The organism is Streptomyces sp. NPDC101776, assembly GCF_044766845.1.
Taxonomy (GTDB): domain Bacteria; phylum Actinomycetota; class Actinomycetes; order Streptomycetales; family Streptomycetaceae; genus Streptomyces.
This window is the reverse complement of record NZ_JBIWMV010000025.1, coordinates 98,205-114,934: the sequence shown is the minus strand read 5'-3', so window position 1 is coordinate 114,934 and position 16,730 is coordinate 98,205. Positions and strand designations below refer to the sequence as shown.

Sequence of the window (16,730 nt, the reverse complement as noted above, 5' to 3'; positions counted from 1 at the left end):
GCTCCGCACCTCGAATTCAGCCACGGGCAGCTGAGCCGTGGAGCCGCAGCCGCGCGAGAGACAAGGACGTCACCATGTCGGCAATGAGCAACAGCAACTGGTCCCGCCGATCGATATTCCGGGCGGCAGCGGGGATGGCCGCGGCCGGCACCCTGGCCGCGTGCGGGGGGAACAACGGGCGGGGCGGGGGCTCCGGTTCGGGCACGAACCTCGTCCAGTACTTCCACGCCTACGGCGAGGCGGGCACCGAACAGGCCATCAAGCGGTACGCGAAGGCGTACTCCAAGGCCAACGTGTCGACGAACTGGATCACCGGCAACAACTTCGAGGCGAAGCTCTTCTCGTCCCTGCTCACCAAGCAGGCGCCCGACGTCTTCGAGTTCCACCCGCAGCTTCAGCTCGTCAAGAGCGGTCAGGTGGCCGACCTCAGCGACATCATCGATCCGGTCAAGGACGACTTCAACCCGGCCGACATCAAGTCGCACACGGTGGACGGGAAGATCTACGGGATCCGGATGATCGACGACCCGCAGTTCTTCTACTACCGGAAGTCGATGCTGGAGAAGGCCAAGGTCGAAGTCCCCACCACCCTCGACGAGTTGCTGGAGGCCGCCGCCAAGCTCACCACGAGCAAGGTCAAGGGCGTCTTCCTCGGCAACGACTTCACGGCGATCCAGAACCCCATCATCTGGTCGGCCGGCGCCGACACCATCGACGCGAACAACCAGATCGCCTACCACACGGACGGGGTCGTCGAGGGCCTCACGAAGCTCCGTCAGCTGTTCACCAGCGGCCATGTGCTGCTCGACGCCCCGACCGACTTCTGGGACCCCTCCTCGCTCGACCAGGGCCTGTGCGCCATCCAGTGGGGCGGCATGTGGTCCATGCCGGTCATGCAGAAGGCGCTCGGCGACGACCTGGGCATCTTCCCCTTCCCCAGCATCGGCAGCGCGGGCAAGCAGTCGGTGTACAACGGCGGTTGGTCGATGTTCGTCAACGCCAAGGGCGAGAACGTCGAGGCGGCCAAGGCGTACGTCAAGTGGCTGTGGATCGAGCAGAAGAAGTACCAGGAGGACTGGGCGACCTCCTACGGCTTCCACATCCCGCCGCGCACCTCGATCGCCAACTCGGCCACCAAGCTCAAGTCCGGACTGCCCGCCGAGGGAGTCAAGCTCTTCACGGACTACGGCCACTTCGACAACATCGCCTACGACCAGACGATGCAGACCGCGTTCGCCGACGTGATCGCGAACTCCGTGCGCAAGAACGGCAACCCGGAGGCGGCGCTCGACGCCTGCGACAAGAAGGTCAACGTCGAACTCAAGAAGCTGTTCGGATAGGCCGGCGGACGGAACCCGACATGTCGACCACCACCACGCGCGGGGTCGCCCAGCCCGCCGCGGCCAAGGCCTCCAAGGCCCGGCCGCGGCGGGGCCTGCGGTCCAGTGCCACCCTGAACTTCTGGCTCTTCACCGGCCCGTTCCTCATCGGCCTGGTGATCTTCGTCTTCGTCCCCATCGGATGGAGCATCTGGCTCAGCTTCTTCGACGCCCGCTACACGGTCACACCGAGCCACTTCATCGGCTTCGACAACTACAAGCAGATCCTGACCAACAGCAACTTCCCCCAGTCGCTGCTGACGTTCACTGTGTTCGCCGCGTTCATCGTGCCGACCACCTGGGCGCTGTCACTGGGTCTGGCCCTGCTGGTCAACCAACTGCGGTTCATGCGGGCGTTCTTCCGGTCGGTGTTCTTCCTGCCGACCGCCGTGTCGTACGTCGCCGCCGCGCTGATCTGGAAGATGTCCATCTTCAGCGGGGTCCGCTTCGGTCTGATGAACACCGTCCTCGGCTGGTTCGGCGTCGACAACATCGCCTATCTGGCCAACCCGAGCCCGCCCTGGTACTGGCTGGTCATCGTGAGCCTGCGTCTGTGGATCCAGGCCGGCTTCTACATGATCCTGTTCCTGGCGGCGCTCCAGAACATCCCGGCCGAGTTGTACGAGGCCGCCGAGATCGACGGCGCCAAGCGCGGCTGGCAGACCTTCCGTTACATCACGCTGCCCCAACTCCGCGCCACGTCCACGGCGGTGGTCCTGCTGCTCCTCGTCGCCGCGTACCAGGCGTTCGACGAGTTCTTCAACATCATCGGGACCAAGGCCACTTGGGCCCAGACACCGCTCATGGAGCTGTACAAGGCGGCCCTCGGCACCAGTCAGGACTACGGCGCCGGCAGCGCGGGCGCGGTCATCCTGTCCCTGCTGATCTGCATCGTCACCCTCGCCCAGGGCAGGATCATGGGCTTCGGAAGGGGGGAGGAGTCCAAGTGACCACCACCGCACCGCAGTTGACCAAGAAGCGCAAGAAGCGCGGAAGCGTCCTCGGCAACACGGGCCTGTACGTGGCCGTCGGCATCGCCGCCCTGCTCTTCCTGATCCCCTTCTATCTGATCCTCCGCAACTCCCTCTCCACGGACCCGGAGATCACCGGCGAGAACTGGAAGCTGCTCCCCTCCTTCCAGTGGGGCAACATCTCCGAGCTGTTCGACGATCCGACCGTCCAGTTCGGCCGCGCCCTGTGGAACTCCACGGTCGTCGCCGTCCTGATGACCGTCGGCACCCTGCTGGTCTGCTCGCTGGCCGGTTACGGCCTGGCCCGCATCCCCTACAAGCACTCCAACAAGGTCTTCTACGTCGTCCTGGCGACCCTGATGGTGCCGACGGCCGTCACCTTCGTGCCCAGCTTCGTGCTCGTCTCGTCCCTCGGCTGGGTCGACACCTACCGGGGCCTCATCATCCCGGGCCTCTTCAGTGGTTTCACCTGCTTCCTCTTCCGGCAGTACTTCCTGGGGTTCCCCAAGGAGTTGGAGGAGGCGGCACGCGTGGACGGGCTCGGCTACTGGGGCGCGTACTGGCGGATCGTCGTGCCCAACTCGCTGAACTTCTTCGCGGCGATCGCCACGATCACCTTCATCAGCGGCTGGAACGCCTTCCTCTGGCCGCTGGTCATCGGCCAGGACCCGAACTCCTGGACCGTCCAGATCGCCCTGTCGTCGTTCATGACGAACCAGACCGTCAACTTCCATCTCATCTTCATGGCCACCGCAGTTTCCATCCTGCCCCTGGTGTTCGTGTTCCTCTTCCTCCAGCGTTGGCTGGTGCAGGGAATCGCACAGACCGGCATCAAGGGCTGACACCCGCATCTCACGACCTGGAGACCGATGACTTCCAGCACCGCCGCCGACTACATCGAGGACGTCTCACCGGGCAGCGGAGCCCTCCCACCCCGCGCCCAATACGCGTCCTCGGACGCCAAGTCACTGTCACTGAACGGCAGTTGGCGTCTGCGTGTGTCGGCGACGGCCGACGCCGAGGACGACTCGTTCGCCGAGGAGGGCTACGACGCCGGGGACTGGGCCGAGGTCACGGTCCCCGGCCACTGGGTCCTGCAAGGGCACGGCTCCCCCATCTACACCAACCACCTCTACCCCTTCCCGGTCGACCCGCCCCGCGTCCCGACCGAGAACCCGACCGGCGACCACCTCCACGTCTTCGACCTGCCGTCCGACTGGCCCTCGGACGGCGGGGCCGTGCTCCGCTTCGACGGGGTGGAGTCCTGCGCCCGCGTCTGGCTGAACGGCACGGACATCGGGGAGTTCAAGGGCTCCCGGCTGCCGCACGAGTTCGCGGTCGGGCATCTGCTGAAGCCCGCCGGCAACGTGCTCGCGGTCCGCGTCCACCAGTGGTCGGCGGGCTCCTACCTGGAGGACCAGGACCAGTGGTGGCTGCCGGGCATCTTCCGTGACGTCACCCTGCTGCACCGCCCGCCGGGCAGCGCCCTCGACTTCTTCGTGCACGCCTCCTACGACCACGTCGGCGGCACCGGCACCCTGCGCGTCGACTCCGACGTGGACGGCCGGATCACCGTGGCCGCCCTGGACATCGATGTCGCGACCGGCGACTCGGTCACCGTGCCGGTGCAGCCGTGGACGGCCGAAACCCCTTACCTCTACGACGGGTTGCTCACCACCGAGGGCGAACGCGTCCCCCTGCGCATCGGCTTCCGGACCGTCGAACTCTCCGACGGCCTCATCAAGGTCAACGGCAGGGCCATTCTCTTCAAGGGCGTCAACCGCCACGAATGGCACCCGGATTGGGGCCGCGCCCTCGACCTGGAGACCATGCGCGAGGACGTGCTGCTGATGAAGCGGCACAACGTCAACGCGGTCCGCACCTCGCACTACCCGCCCCACCCCGCCTTCCTCGACCTGTGCGACGAGTACGGCCTGTGGGTCATCGACGAGTGCGACCTGGAGACCCACGGCTTCACCGAACAGGCCTGGCGCGACAACCCCGTCGACGACGACCGCTGGACACCCGCCCTCCTCGACCGCGCCGCCCGCATGGTGGAACGCGACAAGAACCACCCGTCGATCGTCATCTGGTCCCTGGGCAACGAGGCCGGCACCGGTCGCGGACTCACCGCCATGGCCGAGTGGATCCACGGCCGGGACCGCTCACGGCACGTGCACTACGAGGGCGACATCAACTGCCGTGACACGGACGTCTATTCACGGATGTACGCCGACCACGCCGAGGTCGAGCGCATCGGCCGGGGCCTGGACGGCGGCACCCACAGGCGCCGCCAACTCCCCTTCATCCTCTGCGAGTACGCCCACGCCATGGGCAACGGCCCCGGCGGACTCGCCGACTACCAGCGCCTCTTCGAGTCGTACGACCGACTCCAGGGCGGTTTCGTCTGGGAGTGGATCGACCACGGCATCAAGGACGAGCGCTACGGCTTCGCGTACGGCGGTGACTTCGGCGAGGAGCTGCACGACGGGAACTTCGTCTGCGACGGCCTGGTCTTCCCGGACCGCACCCCCTCCCCCGGCCTGATCGAGTACAAGAAGGTGATCGAGCCGGTCTCCATCGACGGCGCCGAAGAACACGGCGGCTCCGTACGGATCACCAACAAGCACGACTTCGCCGACCTGTCCGCATACGCCTTCCAGTGGTCCTACGAAGTGGACGGCGAGACGGTCGAGTCGGGCCCGTTGACGGTGCCGCCGCTCGCGCCCGGCGAATCGGCCGATGTGAAGCTGCCCGCACCGCCCGTGGAGTCCGACGGCGCCGAATCCCAGTGGACCGTACGGGCGTCGCTGGCAGCCGACACCACGTGGGCTCCGGCAGGCCACGTCGTCGGCTGGGGGCAGGTCCCGGTCACGGCACGCCCGCTGCCGTCCGCCTCCGCCACCGCCCGGCCGGTGCTCGACGGGCGGCGGATCGCCCTCGGCCCGGGCTCCTTCGACGCCCGTACAGGCGAGTTGAAGGCGATCGGCGCGGTGGAGGTGACCGGTCTCCGCCTCGACGTATGGCGGGCGACCACCGACAACGACGACGGGGCCTCCTGGCAGACGGACGTCCGTTTCGGCCTGCTCTGGCGGAAGTTGGGCCTGCACCGGATGCGGCACCGTCCGGACGGCGTGGAGTTGAGCGAGGAGGCGCTGACGGTACGCACCCGGGTGGCGCCCGCCGCGTGGGAGATCGGCCTCGCCACGGTGTACCGCTGGACCTCCGACGGCGATCGGCTGCGGCTGACCGTGTCCGTGGGGCCCGAGGGCGACTGGACGGTCCCGCTGCCGAGGCTCGGCATCCGCTTCGGACTCGACGCGAGCGCCTCCCGCGCCACGTGGTTCGGCGGTGGTCCGGGCGAGGGCTACCCCGACACCAAGTCGGCCTCCCTGCTCGGCCGTTGGGAATCCACGGTCGACGACCTCCAGACCCCCTACGTCCGCCCGCAGGAGAACGGCGCCCGCGCGGACGTCCGTTGGGCGGAGATCGGCGGCCTGCGGATCGACGGCGACCCGGAGTTCTGGTTCACGGCCCGCCGCTGGACCACGGAACAACTGGACGCGGCCACCCACCGAACCGACCTCACACCCACCGACACGGTGTGGGTGAACCTCGACCACGGCCAGCACGGCATCGGCTCGCAGTCCTGCGGCCCGGGCCCGCTCCCCCAGTACTTCCTCAACCCCGAACCCACCGAATTCTCCTTCGTGTTCACAGAAGCCCCGGGGACCAGTTGACCGGCACAGTCAAGAAATCGCCTGCGGCCGACCGGCTCTTCGCCCGGTCGGCCGCGGTCGCGTCCTGCGTCGGCTTCATCCTCATCGGCATGCTCCAGGCCCTCTACGGCCCCGCGATCCCGGGCCTGCGCCATGAGTTCGGCCTGTCCCCCTCGACCGCCGCCCTCGGTCTGAGCCTGCACTTCACGGGTGGCGTCGCCGGTGTCCTGGCCTTCAACGCGATCCACTCCCGGATCAGCAACAGGGCCTTGCTGGTGTGGAGTTACGGCCTGATGGCGGCGGGCGCCGCCGGTTTCGCACTCGCGCCGGACTGGCCCCTCGCGCTGGCCGCCGCGTTCCTCGGCGGTCTCGGCTTCGGCGGCCTCGACTACGGCCTCAACCAGCTCTTCGCCGTCGGCTTCGGCGACCGTTCCACCGCCATGCTGAACGTGCTCAACGCGCACTTCGGCATCGGCGCGGTGCTCGGCCCGGCGGTCATGGCCTGGCTCGGGCCGGACGACTACCCGTACGCGTTCGGGGCGTGCGCGGCCCTGGCGGCGGTCCTGGTGTTCGCGGGCTCAACCGGCGTACGTACACGTGTATCTGACGCTCCAGCAGCGACAAAGGAGAAGGGCCGCCTGGGGCTGTCCCGTGTCCTCGTCGGCTTCCTGGTCCTCTACATCCTCAACGTGGCCGTCGAGGCGGGCGTCGGCGGCTGGGAGCCGACGCACCTGGAGACGATCGGCTACACCGCGACCGTGGCCGCGTCGGCGACCTCCGTCTACTGGCTGATGATGACCGCCGGCCGCTTCCTCGTCGTACCGATCACCCTGCGGTACGCCCCCGAGCGCATCCTCGCGGTGTGCGCGGCCGGGATGACGGTGTGTCTGCTGTTGACGCTGGTTAAAGGAGTGGCACCGGTCGCCTATGCCGGTGTTGGCTTGTTCATCGCGCCGGTGTTTCCGACCGGCCTGGCCTGGCTCAACACGGCGCTCCCCCAGGCCGGACGGGCCGGCGCGTGGGTGATCGCGGCCTCGAACGTCGGCGGGGTGGCGGCTCCGCCGCTGCTCGGTGTCGGGATCGAGGCCTCCGGGATCCACGCGGTGCCCTGGCTGTTGACCCTGCTGTCGGGCGCGTCGCTGCTGGCGACCGTCCACCTGATCCGACTGACGAGGAGATCCGCTTCATGAACGCCCTGTACCGGCTCACCCGAAAGCTGATCCTGTGAACGCGAGCAGCATCGAGGTACGCGGCCTCTCCCGCACCTTCCACACAACGGTCCGACGCCCGGGCCTCGTCGGCGGCCTGCGCTCCCTCGTCAACCCGGAACGGGTGCCCAAGTACGCCGTCTCCGACGTCACGTTCGACGTGGCCCCGGGTGAACTCCTCGCCCTGCTGGGCCCGAACGGCGCCGGCAAGTCCACCACCATCAAGATCCTCACCGGCATCCTCCGGCCCACCTCGGGCGAGGCCCGGGTCGCGGGCGTGGTGCCGTACGAGGAGCGGGAGCGCAACGCCCGCAACATCGGCGCGGTGTTCGGGCAGCGCACCCAGTTGTGGTGGGACCTGCCGGTGCGCGAGTCGTTCGCGATCCTCCGGGACATCTACGAGGTACCGAAGGCCCAACACGCGGCCCGGCTGCGGGAGTTCGACGACCTTCTCGAACTGTCGAGCTTCTGGGACACCCGGGTCCGCCATCTCTCGCTGGGCCAGCGGGTGCGCTGCGACCTGGCCGCCGCCCTGCTGCACGACCCGCCGGTCGTCTTCCTCGACGAGCCGACCATCGGCATGGACGTGGTCGTGAAGGAGCAGGTGCGGGAGTTCCTGCGGCACCAGGTCGAGGAGCGCGGCCGTACGGTCCTGTTGACCACGCACGACATGACGGAGGTCGCGCGGCTCGCCGAGCGGGTCGTCCTCGTCAACCACGGCCGGCTGGTCCTGGACGGCACCCTCGACGAGATCCGCCGTACGTTCGGCTCGACCTGGCAGATCCGCGCGACGCTGGCCGACGCGCATGCCGAGGTCGTGGCCCTGCCCGGTATCGCGCTGGTGCGGCGGGACGGCCCGCAGGTGGTCTTCGGCCCGGACGGGTCGGAGGGGCCAACCGTGCACCAGGCGCTGAAGCAGGTCATCGAGCGGTACGAGGTGACGGAAGTCGCCATGGACGAGGCCGACTTGGAGGACGTGATGCGGGCCGCCTACGTCCAGGCCGGGCCGCCGGCCGAGGAGGCCTGACATGGCCGCCCCGCACGCCTGGCGCGCCGCCCGTGTCACCCCGCTCGGTGAACTCCTCGCCCCGCCCCGCATCACGGCCGCCCTGCTCCGTCTGTCGGTGCAGGTGGTCCTGGTGGCGTCCCTGTGGCGCGGCCTGTACTCGCACACCGGCGCCACCGCCGGACTCACCCGCGACCAGGCGGTGACGTACGCCGTACTGGCCGTACTCACCTCCCGGCTAAGGGAGTTGGACCAGCAGGCGGGCCGTGACACGGTCCTCCAGCACATGCACTTCGGCACGATCATCTACTGGTATCTGCGCCCGCTGCCGCCCCAGCGCTACTACGCGCTGCGGGCGTTCGGCGAGCAGATGTACGGACTGGCCTGGGCATTGACGGGCTATGTCGTCTGCCTCGCGGCCGGGGTCGTTGAGCCCCCCAAGTCACCTGCGGTGGCTGGAGTGTTCGCGCTGAGCATGCTGCTCGGACAGCTCGTCCTCTACTACGTCATGCTCCTCATCGACCAACTCTGTTTCTGGACGCTCCGCAACGGCGCCGCGATGCTCATCCTGATCTTCGCGCAGAACCTGCTGTCCGGGGTGTACGCGCCGCTGTGGTTCTTCCCGGACTGGTTCGTCACGATGAGCCGTTTCCTGCCGTTCCAGGCGACCCTGAGCGTGCCGCTCTCGATCTACGTGGGCCGTGTCCCGCTGTCCGACGCGGGCGCCCAACTCGCCCTGCAGGCGCTGTGGGTGGTGGCCCTGTCCCTGTTCACCCGGTTCCTGTGGCGGCGCGCCGCCCGTCGAGTCGTAGCCCAAGGGGGTTGACGCGAGTGAAAGCCGTCCGGATCGTATGGCGCATCACGCGCCTCAACTTCCGTGCCCAACTCGAGTACCGCACCGAGTTCTTGCTGATGATCGCGATCGGCGCGATCTGGCAGGTGTCGGTGATCGTGTTCGCGACGGTGCTGCTCACCCGGTTCTCCGGCATGGGCGGCTGGGACAGCTCGGACGTGCTGCTGATCCCGGCGACGCGGATGCTGGCGCACGGTCTGATGGTGCTGTTCCTGGGCCGTATGCACGGCATCGGCCGGTACATCCAAGAGGGCCGTATCGACATCTACTTGGTGCGCCCGATGCCGGTCCACCGCCAGGCCCAGTTGGAGTACTTCCCCACGAACGCGATCGGCGACCTCACGGTGGCGGCCGGCCTGATGGTCGGCGCGCTCAGCCGCAGCCACCTGGACTGGACGGCGGGCCGCACCGCGTACCTGATCGCCGCGCTGCTCGGCGGCATGCTCCTGGAGGCGGCCCTGTTCACGACCGTGGCGAGCGCCTCCCTCCGCTACCCGTCGGCCGACTACTGGAGCCGCTGGCTGGAGGACCTCCTGGGCACCTTCGGCAACTACCCGCTGAACGTCCTGCCCCGCGCGGTCGGCGGCTTCCTCACCTACGGCCTCCCCCTCGCCTTCGTCGCCTTCCTCCCGGCCGCCGTACTGACCGGGCACGGCCACGACATCGGCGTCCCGTACTGGCTCGCGGCGGCCTCACCGCTCGTGGGGGTACTGGCGTATCTCGGGTCGCGGCTGCTGTGGCGCTGGAGCCTGGGCCACTACACGGGGGTCAACGGGTGAGCGCGCCAAGGGAGTTATGACCCTGGTCTCACAACGGCCGTGCTCGATCAGTCCTGCCTTGATTCCACCGGCGCATGCCCCAACTCCCGTATCCCCGGTATCGGCGAGGCCAGCAACCACACCGCCGACATCACACCCCCGACCGCCGCGACCACCAGCGTCACCCTCAGGCCCATCAGCGTGGCCAGTTCGCCGCCGATCAGCGCTCCCAACGGACGTACCCCGTAGTTGACCGTGTTGTACGCGCCGGCCACGCGGCTGCGGAGGCCGTCCGGGACCAGCGAGGTCTGGAGGGAGTTGAGGTTGACGTCGAGGAGCATGACGCCGAAGGCGGAGAGGAACTCGGCCGCGCCCAGGGTGCCGAGGCGGGTCCAGGTCGGGCCGGTCGCCGCCGCGATGAGGGCGATGGGGGCCGGGTACAGGACGGCCCCTACGACGATGCTGCGGCCGATGCCGATCCGGCGGGCGATCGCGGGGGACGCCACCGCGCCGAGCACGCCGCCCGTGGCGCCGATGCCGAACGCCAACCCGATGGCCCCCGGGGAGAGGTGGAGGGCCCGGTCGGCGAACAGGACGAGCAGGCCGGTGCCCGCCAGGAACGTGAAGAAGTTGAGGGTCGTGGCGCACAGGAGGCCCGCACGCACGACGGGCTCGTGGAGCACGAAGGCCAGGCCCTCCTTCGCACGCCGCGGCAACGACAACGAAGGGCCGGCCGACACCGCACGCACCGGCTCGTCCACCCGTGTGCGGCCGACCAGGATCGCCGACGCCACGAACGACAGCGCGTCCGCGAGCACCGCGACCGGTGCCGTCAGTGCCTGGACCAGGCCGCCGCCGACCGCGGGGCCCGCGATGTAGGACACCGATCTGCTCGCGCTGAGCTTGCTGTTCGCCTCGACGTACGACTCGGGCGGCACGAGGTGGGCGAAGAAGGACGAGTACGCCGTGTTGAACACGACCGCCGCCGTGCCGGTCAGCAGGGCGACCGCGTACAACTGGCCGAGTGTGACGGTGTCCAGGGCGTAGGCGATCGGGAGGGTGAGCAGGACGCCCGCTCTGAACAGGTCGGCGAGCAGCATGAGTTGGCGCTTGCCGGGACGGTGGTCGACCCACGCGCCCAGGAACAGGCCCAGCAGGTTCGGTGTCCAGACGAGGGCGGTCAGCAGGGCGACCTGGTTCGCGGAGCCGTGCAGCACGCCGACCGCCAGCAGGGGCAGGGCCAGTTCGGTGATCCGGTCGCCGAACTGGGAGACGGACTGGCCGGACCAGAACCGTAGGAAGCGCCGGTCCCGCCAGAGGGAGTCCGACGCGGGCCGGGGAAGCCGGGGAGACAGGAGAGGTCGCGTGACCTTCACTCCGTGACGTCCGTCTCGGGGCCCTGCGGCAGCGCGTACGTGAGGAGCCGTACGTCCCGGCTGCCCGGGGGTCGCTCGTCCGGTTCGCGGACGACGTACGGCGCGATCAGTTCCTCCAACGCGTCCTTCAGCGCGGCCAGTTCGGTCGCCGTCACCACGATCCGGGTGTTGCTCGCCCCGGCGAGCCGCGCCCACTCCGGTTCCAGATCGGGCGCGGTCTCGGTGAGCCAGCGCAGCGGCAGTTCGGCGTTCCGGGCGAACATCTCGCCGGCCAGCAGCCGCGCCGCCGACCAGCCCTCCTCGTCCGCCGGCACCTCGACGCGGAAGCCCCGCGCCACCGCCGCCCAGCGCCGCTCCCGCCGGTCCGTCCCGCCCTCGGCGTCGCGGACGAGGCCGAAGCCGGCGAGATGGCGCAGATGCCAGCTCGTGACGGACGGGGTGGCTCCCACGTGCGGGGAGAGCCGGGAGGCGGTGGCGGGGCCGTGGCGCTGGAGGCGTTCGAGGATCGCGAGCCGGACGGGGTGCGCCAGCGCGCGCATGGCCTTCGGGTCGGATATCTCTATGTCACCGAAACGGTTGCCGGAATCCATGGTCTGAGAGTGTCGTCTCAGAATGTGTGAGAGTCAACTGTCAGTTCTCGCACGCCCGTTGGATCTCACGCGGGCTGCGGCGTCAGACGCCTGTGGCCCTTCCTGTCGTAGTAAATGGCCATGCCGAAGCCGAAGAGCAGGCCGATGGCCGTGCCGATCGCGATCATCGTCCAGGCGCGGTCGAGGCCGGCGTCGCCGCGGGCGTCGAAGTAGAGGATCGCCCGTACTCCGTCGCTGAGTTGGCGCATGGGCTCGAAGTGGGAGAGGAAGCGGTAGAAGCCGGGGACGGCCTGGAGCGGGACGGTGGCGCCGGAGGACGGCAGGCCCAGGACGATGAACACGAACATGGAGACGAGCTGGCCGATGCCTCCGAACGCGGCGTTGATGGCCTGGACGCCGAGGCCGACGGCGAGGGCAGCGCAGTAGGAGTAGATCCACAGCAGCGGGATGTGGGTGGCGTCCATGCCGAGGATGCTGACGCTGGCGAGCATGATCAGGGAGACGCTGAGGAGGGTGATCCCGGCCGTCATGAGCATCTTCAGGAGCAGTGTCTGGGTGCGGTCGATCGGGACGGTGGGGCGGCGGGTGTGCCAGGGGCCGATCTCGTTGTCGGCGTAGCCGAGGGCGGTGTCGACGCCGTTGCTGATGACGTTGCCGCCCATGAATCCGGCCAGGACCAGCAGCAGGGTGTAGTAGAAGGCGGTCAGGCCGATGCCGCTGTTGCCGCCGATGGGGTGGCCGACCTGGGTGGCGATCAGCACCGGGTCCGCGAGGAACAGTTTCTGGGTGGCGTCGGCCTTCGGGGCCGCCGCGCCGAGTTGCTTGCCGATGGTGAGCGAGGCCTGCTGGGCCGCCGTGGTGGAGATCTTGCTGGCGAGGGAGGAGCCGAGGCTGCCCTTGCCGGGGTTGGTCAGCACGGTGATCGTCGGCCGGGTGGTGGCGTTCGTGGTGGTGAGCGCGGCGACGGAGTTCGTGAAGTCGGCGGGGATGACCAGGGCGCCGTAGATCTTGCCGGCGTCCAGTTCGTCCTGGGCCTGGGCTCTGCTGAGCTGGCGCCAACCGGCCGCGCTGCTGCTGGTGTTGGTGACGATGGAGTGGGCGATCTGGGTGCCCAGATTCTGCTGCTGCCCGGTGAGCGGCTTGCCGGTGTCGCTGTTGACGAGGGCGATGGGCAGGTCGTGCAGTTCGCGGTTGGGGTTGACGATGCCGCCCATGTAGAGGAGGGCCAGCAGGAATGCGAGCAGGCCGGTCAGCACGGTGGGGATGAGCCACAGCTTGGGGCGGCCGAGGAGTGCGGTGGCGCGGAGGCCGGTGGGGGTGGGGGTGGGGGCGGGGGTGCCGGAGTCGTCGTTCATGGTGGGCAAGTCTGGTCCCGGAGTCGGGCGGGGCGGTGCGGAAACGCGCCGGAGCCCGCTCTTGTTTTTGGCTATTGTCCTAGGGGCTCCAATTACCGCAGGTCAAAGGAGAGGTGGTGGGCCGTGGCGCGTGCGGGACTCACCGCCGACCGGGTCGTGGCGGCCGCCGCCGACCTCGCCGACGAGGTCGGCTTCGAGAACGTCAGCCTGTCCGCCCTGGCCCGCGGCTTCGGCGTGAAGGACGCGAGCCTGTACTCGCACGTCAGGAACCTCCAGGATCTGCGCACGCGGGTCGCGTTCCTCGCGGGCGGCGAACTGGTCGAGCGGATCGCCGTCGCGGTCGCCGGCCGCACGGGCCGGGAGGCGCTGGCCGCCTTCGCCGACGCCTACCGGGACTACGCCCTGGAGCACCCGGGCCGGTACGCGGCCACCCAGATCCGCGTCGACCAGTCCCTGATCGCCGCCTCCCCCGCCCTGCGCCGCACCGCCGAGATCACCTACGGCCTGCTGCGCGCCTACGGCCTGGAGGAACCCGATCTCACCGACGCCGTACGGCTGTTGCGCAGTACGTTCCACGGCTACTGCGCGCTGGAGTCCACCGGGGGCTTCGGGGCGCCGCGTGATGTGCGGCGGTCCTGGGAGCGGGCCGTCGAGGCCCTGCACGTGGCGCTGACGCACTGGCCGCGCGAGGCCGGGTCCGGGGCGGGCTGACGGAGACGCCGGTTCCGGTCCGCGCCCCAGGTGCCCCGTGGACCACTTAGACTGAAAGCTTCGCGCACGTCACGTGCCACCCTGGGGGAGGGAGCGCGCTGTGTCTCAACAGCGGCTGGGACACGGCCCCTTGAGAACGTCGGGGGCCCCGGGGCCCGTCGCGCCCTCCCGATTCGTGGGCTGGCTGGGCCGGTTCGGGTGCCTGGCCGCCGGATACGCGGTGTTCCAGTTCCTGTTCGGGGTGCTGCCCGACGCGATCGACGGGGAGCCCGCCAAGTATCTGATCGCCGGGCTGAGCGGCCTGGCCACGACCGGGATGACCTGGCTGGCGGCGGCCCTGCTCCGCGCCCGTACGACCGGACCCGCGACCCGCACCACCCCCGCTCCCCCGGCGCCGCCCGCCCCCGGCCCGCTGCCGCACCTGTTCGCGTCCGCCTACGACACGCTCGTCGCGCAGATCGCCGAGGTCGACGACCCGGTGCGCGGCCGTCTCGTCGGCTGGCCGCACTCCCTCCAGGAACTGGACGGTCCGGCCCGGCCGACCTCGCTGGCCACCGCGTACGGCCTGCACATCCTGCTGGACCTGGGCGTGCCCGACGGCCGGCTGCACACCGGCGATCTCATCGACACCCTGTGGCGGCTACGGCTGCAGGGCGGCGGCTGGTCGGCCCGTTCGCAGGGGTCCGTGGCCCGCCCGGAGGTCACCGCGATGGTGCTGGGCGCGCTGGCCCGGGCGGGTGCCTCGCGGGAGCGGCTGGCGGACGAGGTGGCGCGCTGCGAGGCCGGCTTCACCCTTGAACTCGACAGTACGGGGCGGGCGTTGACCCATGTCGTCACCACGGTGATGCGAGGGCTGCTGCGCGCGGGACCCGACGCGCCGACGCTTCCCATGCTGCGGGACGCCCTGGTCGACGGCGCGTTCTCCGACCCCCGCCGCCAGCACCGCCGCTGCTGGAGCCAGCGCCTCACACCGCCGCCCTGGGCCGCGCATCCGGCACAGCCCTCGGCCCTGCACACCGCGCAGGCCGTGGTCGCCCTGGACCGGGCGGCCCGGGTGCTGGGCGAGGGGCCCGTGGAGCGTTCGGCGCGGGAGGACGGGGTGCGCTGGCTGCTGTCGTGCCCGGAGACCGCGCACGACGGCTGCGGCGACCTGGCGAACCTGCGCGAGGAGGTGCGCCGACGCCATCCGGACGACTCCTCGCACCACGAGGTGCTCAACGTCCGTCATTTCAGCGCGAGTTGGATCGTGCGCGCGCTGCTCACCCCGGGCGCCCTGGAGATCGCGCGGGAGGACGGCGCCGAGGATGCCTGGCGGGAGCGGCTGGACGGGGCGGCGCGCGCGGTGTGGGCGGCGCAGAGTGACGGCATCTGGTCCTGGAGCCGGGACGGATCCGCGTTCACGACCGAGGAAATGCGTCAGCCCATCTGGATGACCTATCAAGGCCTTTCGGCGCTGCGGGCACATGCCGTATGGATGTATCAGCCGGATACGCGAACGAACCCGGTGTGAGCCGGAGTCGAGGAGTGGGTGCATGGGTGGTCGGCAGATCCTGGCGGCGCGACGGCTGCTGACCGAGGCGCTGGACGGTGACCTGTCCGACCACCGGACGGTGACCGCGGCCCGTGCCGTCGTCGCCGAACTGGGCTCCCCCGACCGCCTGTTGGAGCTGATCGCCGAACTCGCCTCCGGCGTGGGCGATCCCGAGGCGTGCGCGAAGCTGTCGTACCGTCATGTCCTGGGCTTCGACAAGCTGTTACTGATCGACGGCGGTCCGCGCCATATGCTCCGCGCGCATTTCTGGCGCCCCGGTGCGACGGCGATCGGTACGGAGGACATCCACAACCACCGCTCCCCGCTTGCCTCTTACGTGGTCAGGGGCCGGCTCGCCATGGAGCTGTACGAGGCGCGGGACGACGGCGGGATCACGGCGGACCGGTACGAGGAGTCGCTGTCCGAGCACGGTGCCGACTGGCGGCTGCGGCCGACGGGTCCCGCGCGGCTGCGGCTGACGCATGTGGGCCAGTACGCGGCGGGCAGTTCCTACGCCCTGCCGGCGCACACCCTGCACCGGGCCTGGTGCGACACGGACGTACCGACCGTGACGCTGTTCCTGGAGACGGGGGCCGAACGGCTGCGCCACACCGATGTGTTCACGGCTGCGGGACCGCATCCGGGGGCGGTGGCGAAGGTGCCGCTCGAAGTGCCCGACTACCTGGGCGTGTTGACCGATCTGGCGGAGTCGCTCAGAAGTTCGTGAGGGACTGTCGTACGACGTCCAGGTTGTACGCGTCGATGTCGATGCCGGCGTCGGCGAGTTCGGCCGGGGGGAGCCACAGGTAGGCCTGGTCGGGCTCGGGGAGGGTGATGTCCCGGGACAGCGGCCTGACGAGGAAGTTGTCCTGCCAGTTCTTGATCTCGTGGCCCCGGTACTCGCTCACGAAGGACGATTCGCCGATCTTGCGGACGATCTCGCCGAGCAGCCCGGTCTCTTCCTTCAGCTCCCGCAGCGCGCCGTCCTCGGGCAGCTCGCCCGGCTCCAGCTTCCCGCACGGAACGCCCCACACACACGGCAGGAACCGCTCGGTCGCACTGCGGCGCACGAGAAGTACACGTCCGTCGTCGTCCATCACGACGGCGGCCGCCAGTCGCTTGTCGCCGGGGTCCATGGTCATGGTTCCTCGGTCCCTCGCCGGAGATGAGTCCAAAGGGTCTGATACCCAGGAAAGCATCCAACGTACCAGGATGCACCCGCCCGGGCTGTGGAGCCGGTCTCATCTCCGGCCGCCGTCGAGAAAACGCTCCC

The 16,730-nt window shown here is 69.5% G+C and carries 15 protein-coding genes; 11 read left to right on the top strand and 4 right to left on the bottom strand.

Features of this window, described 5'->3' with window-relative positions; genetic code table 11:
• The first annotated feature begins 74 nt into the window (after window positions 1-74).
• The 8 genes from ACIRRY_RS45095 to ACIRRY_RS45060 are packed head-to-tail and all read left to right on the top strand — an operon-like array spanning window position 75 to window position 9,915.
• Window positions 75-1,340 carry an ABC transporter substrate-binding protein gene (locus ACIRRY_RS45095; protein ID WP_403985023.1) on the top strand — a complete coding sequence of 422 codons (1,266 nt, stop codon included), beginning with the start codon at window positions 75-77 and terminating at the stop codon, window positions 1,338-1,340.
• Window positions 1,341-1,360: 20 nt separating this feature from the next.
• Window positions 1,361-2,329 (top strand): carbohydrate ABC transporter permease, encoded by a 969-nt coding sequence (locus ACIRRY_RS45090; protein WP_403985021.1) that lies wholly within the window; start codon window positions 1,361-1,363, stop codon window positions 2,327-2,329.
• Complete coding sequence (locus ACIRRY_RS45085; protein ID WP_403985019.1) at window positions 2,326-3,192, top strand: carbohydrate ABC transporter permease; 867 nt, start codon at window positions 2,326-2,328, stop codon at window positions 3,190-3,192. The genes ACIRRY_RS45090 and ACIRRY_RS45085 overlap by 4 nt, the downstream gene beginning before the upstream one ends.
• A 27-nt stretch (window positions 3,193-3,219) precedes the next feature.
• Window positions 3,220-6,090, top strand: coding sequence for a glycoside hydrolase family 2 TIM barrel-domain containing protein (locus ACIRRY_RS45080; protein WP_403985017.1), 2,871 nt, complete (start codon window positions 3,220-3,222; stop codon window positions 6,088-6,090).
• Complete coding sequence (locus ACIRRY_RS45075) at window positions 6,087-7,259, top strand: MFS transporter (protein ID WP_403985015.1); 1,173 nt, start codon at window positions 6,087-6,089, stop codon at window positions 7,257-7,259. The genes ACIRRY_RS45080 and ACIRRY_RS45075 overlap by 4 nt, the downstream gene beginning before the upstream one ends.
• Before the next feature lie 34 nt (window positions 7,260-7,293).
• A complete protein-coding gene (locus ACIRRY_RS45070) occupies window positions 7,294-8,304 on the top strand; it encodes an ATP-binding cassette domain-containing protein (protein ID WP_403985013.1) in 1,011 nt (336 codons plus the stop codon).
• Between the two features lies 1 nt (window position 8,305).
• The gene (locus ACIRRY_RS45065) at window positions 8,306-9,109 is read left to right on the top strand and encodes an ABC transporter permease (RefSeq protein WP_403985011.1); all 804 of its coding nucleotides are present in this window, start codon (window positions 8,306-8,308) and stop codon (window positions 9,107-9,109) included.
• Window positions 9,110-9,114: 5 nt separating this feature from the next.
• On the top strand, window positions 9,115-9,915 hold the full coding sequence (locus tag ACIRRY_RS45060; RefSeq protein WP_403985077.1) for an ABC transporter permease: 801 nt from the start codon (window positions 9,115-9,117) through the stop codon (window positions 9,913-9,915).
• Between the two features lie 47 nt (window positions 9,916-9,962).
• Here the strand turns inward: ACIRRY_RS45060 and ACIRRY_RS45055 are convergent, their stop codons facing one another.
• The 3 genes from ACIRRY_RS45055 to ACIRRY_RS45045 all read right to left on the bottom strand — a co-directional run bounded on the left by ACIRRY_RS45055 (window position 9,963) and on the right by ACIRRY_RS45045 (window position 13,215).
• Window positions 9,963-11,270, bottom strand: coding sequence for an MFS transporter (locus ACIRRY_RS45055; protein WP_403985009.1), 1,308 nt, complete (start codon window positions 11,268-11,270; stop codon window positions 9,963-9,965).
• On the bottom strand, window positions 11,267-11,860 hold the full coding sequence (locus tag ACIRRY_RS45050) for an ArsR/SmtB family transcription factor (protein WP_403985007.1): 594 nt from the start codon (window positions 11,858-11,860) through the stop codon (window positions 11,267-11,269). The genes ACIRRY_RS45055 and ACIRRY_RS45050 overlap by 4 nt, the downstream gene beginning before the upstream one ends.
• Before the next feature lie 65 nt (window positions 11,861-11,925).
• A complete protein-coding gene (locus ACIRRY_RS45045) occupies window positions 11,926-13,215 on the bottom strand; it encodes a YhgE/Pip domain-containing protein (protein ID WP_403985005.1) in 1,290 nt (429 codons plus the stop codon).
• A 123-nt stretch (window positions 13,216-13,338) separates the two neighbouring features.
• Here ACIRRY_RS45045 and ACIRRY_RS45040 point away from each other — a divergent pair, with 123 nt between their 5' ends.
• From ACIRRY_RS45040 to ACIRRY_RS45030, 3 genes are all read left to right on the top strand, one after another.
• Entirely contained in the window at window positions 13,339-13,926 is a 588-nt protein-coding gene (locus ACIRRY_RS45040) for a TetR-like C-terminal domain-containing protein (RefSeq protein WP_403985003.1), read from the top strand.
• A 130-nt stretch (window positions 13,927-14,056) separates the two neighbouring features.
• On the top strand, window positions 14,057-15,436 hold the full coding sequence (locus ACIRRY_RS45035) for a hypothetical protein (RefSeq protein ID WP_403985001.1): 1,380 nt from the start codon (window positions 14,057-14,059) through the stop codon (window positions 15,434-15,436).
• A gap of 22 nt (window positions 15,437-15,458) precedes the next feature.
• Window positions 15,459-16,184, top strand: a complete 726-nt coding sequence (locus ACIRRY_RS45030; protein WP_403984999.1) for a hypothetical protein — start codon at window positions 15,459-15,461, stop codon at window positions 16,182-16,184.
• On the opposite strand, the gene ACIRRY_RS45025 is transcribed toward ACIRRY_RS45030, so the two are convergent.
• Entirely contained in the window at window positions 16,171-16,593 is a 423-nt protein-coding gene (locus tag ACIRRY_RS45025) for an NUDIX hydrolase (RefSeq protein WP_403985075.1), read from the bottom strand. The genes ACIRRY_RS45030 and ACIRRY_RS45025 overlap by 14 nt on opposite strands.
• Window positions 16,594-16,730 lie beyond the last annotated feature (137 nt).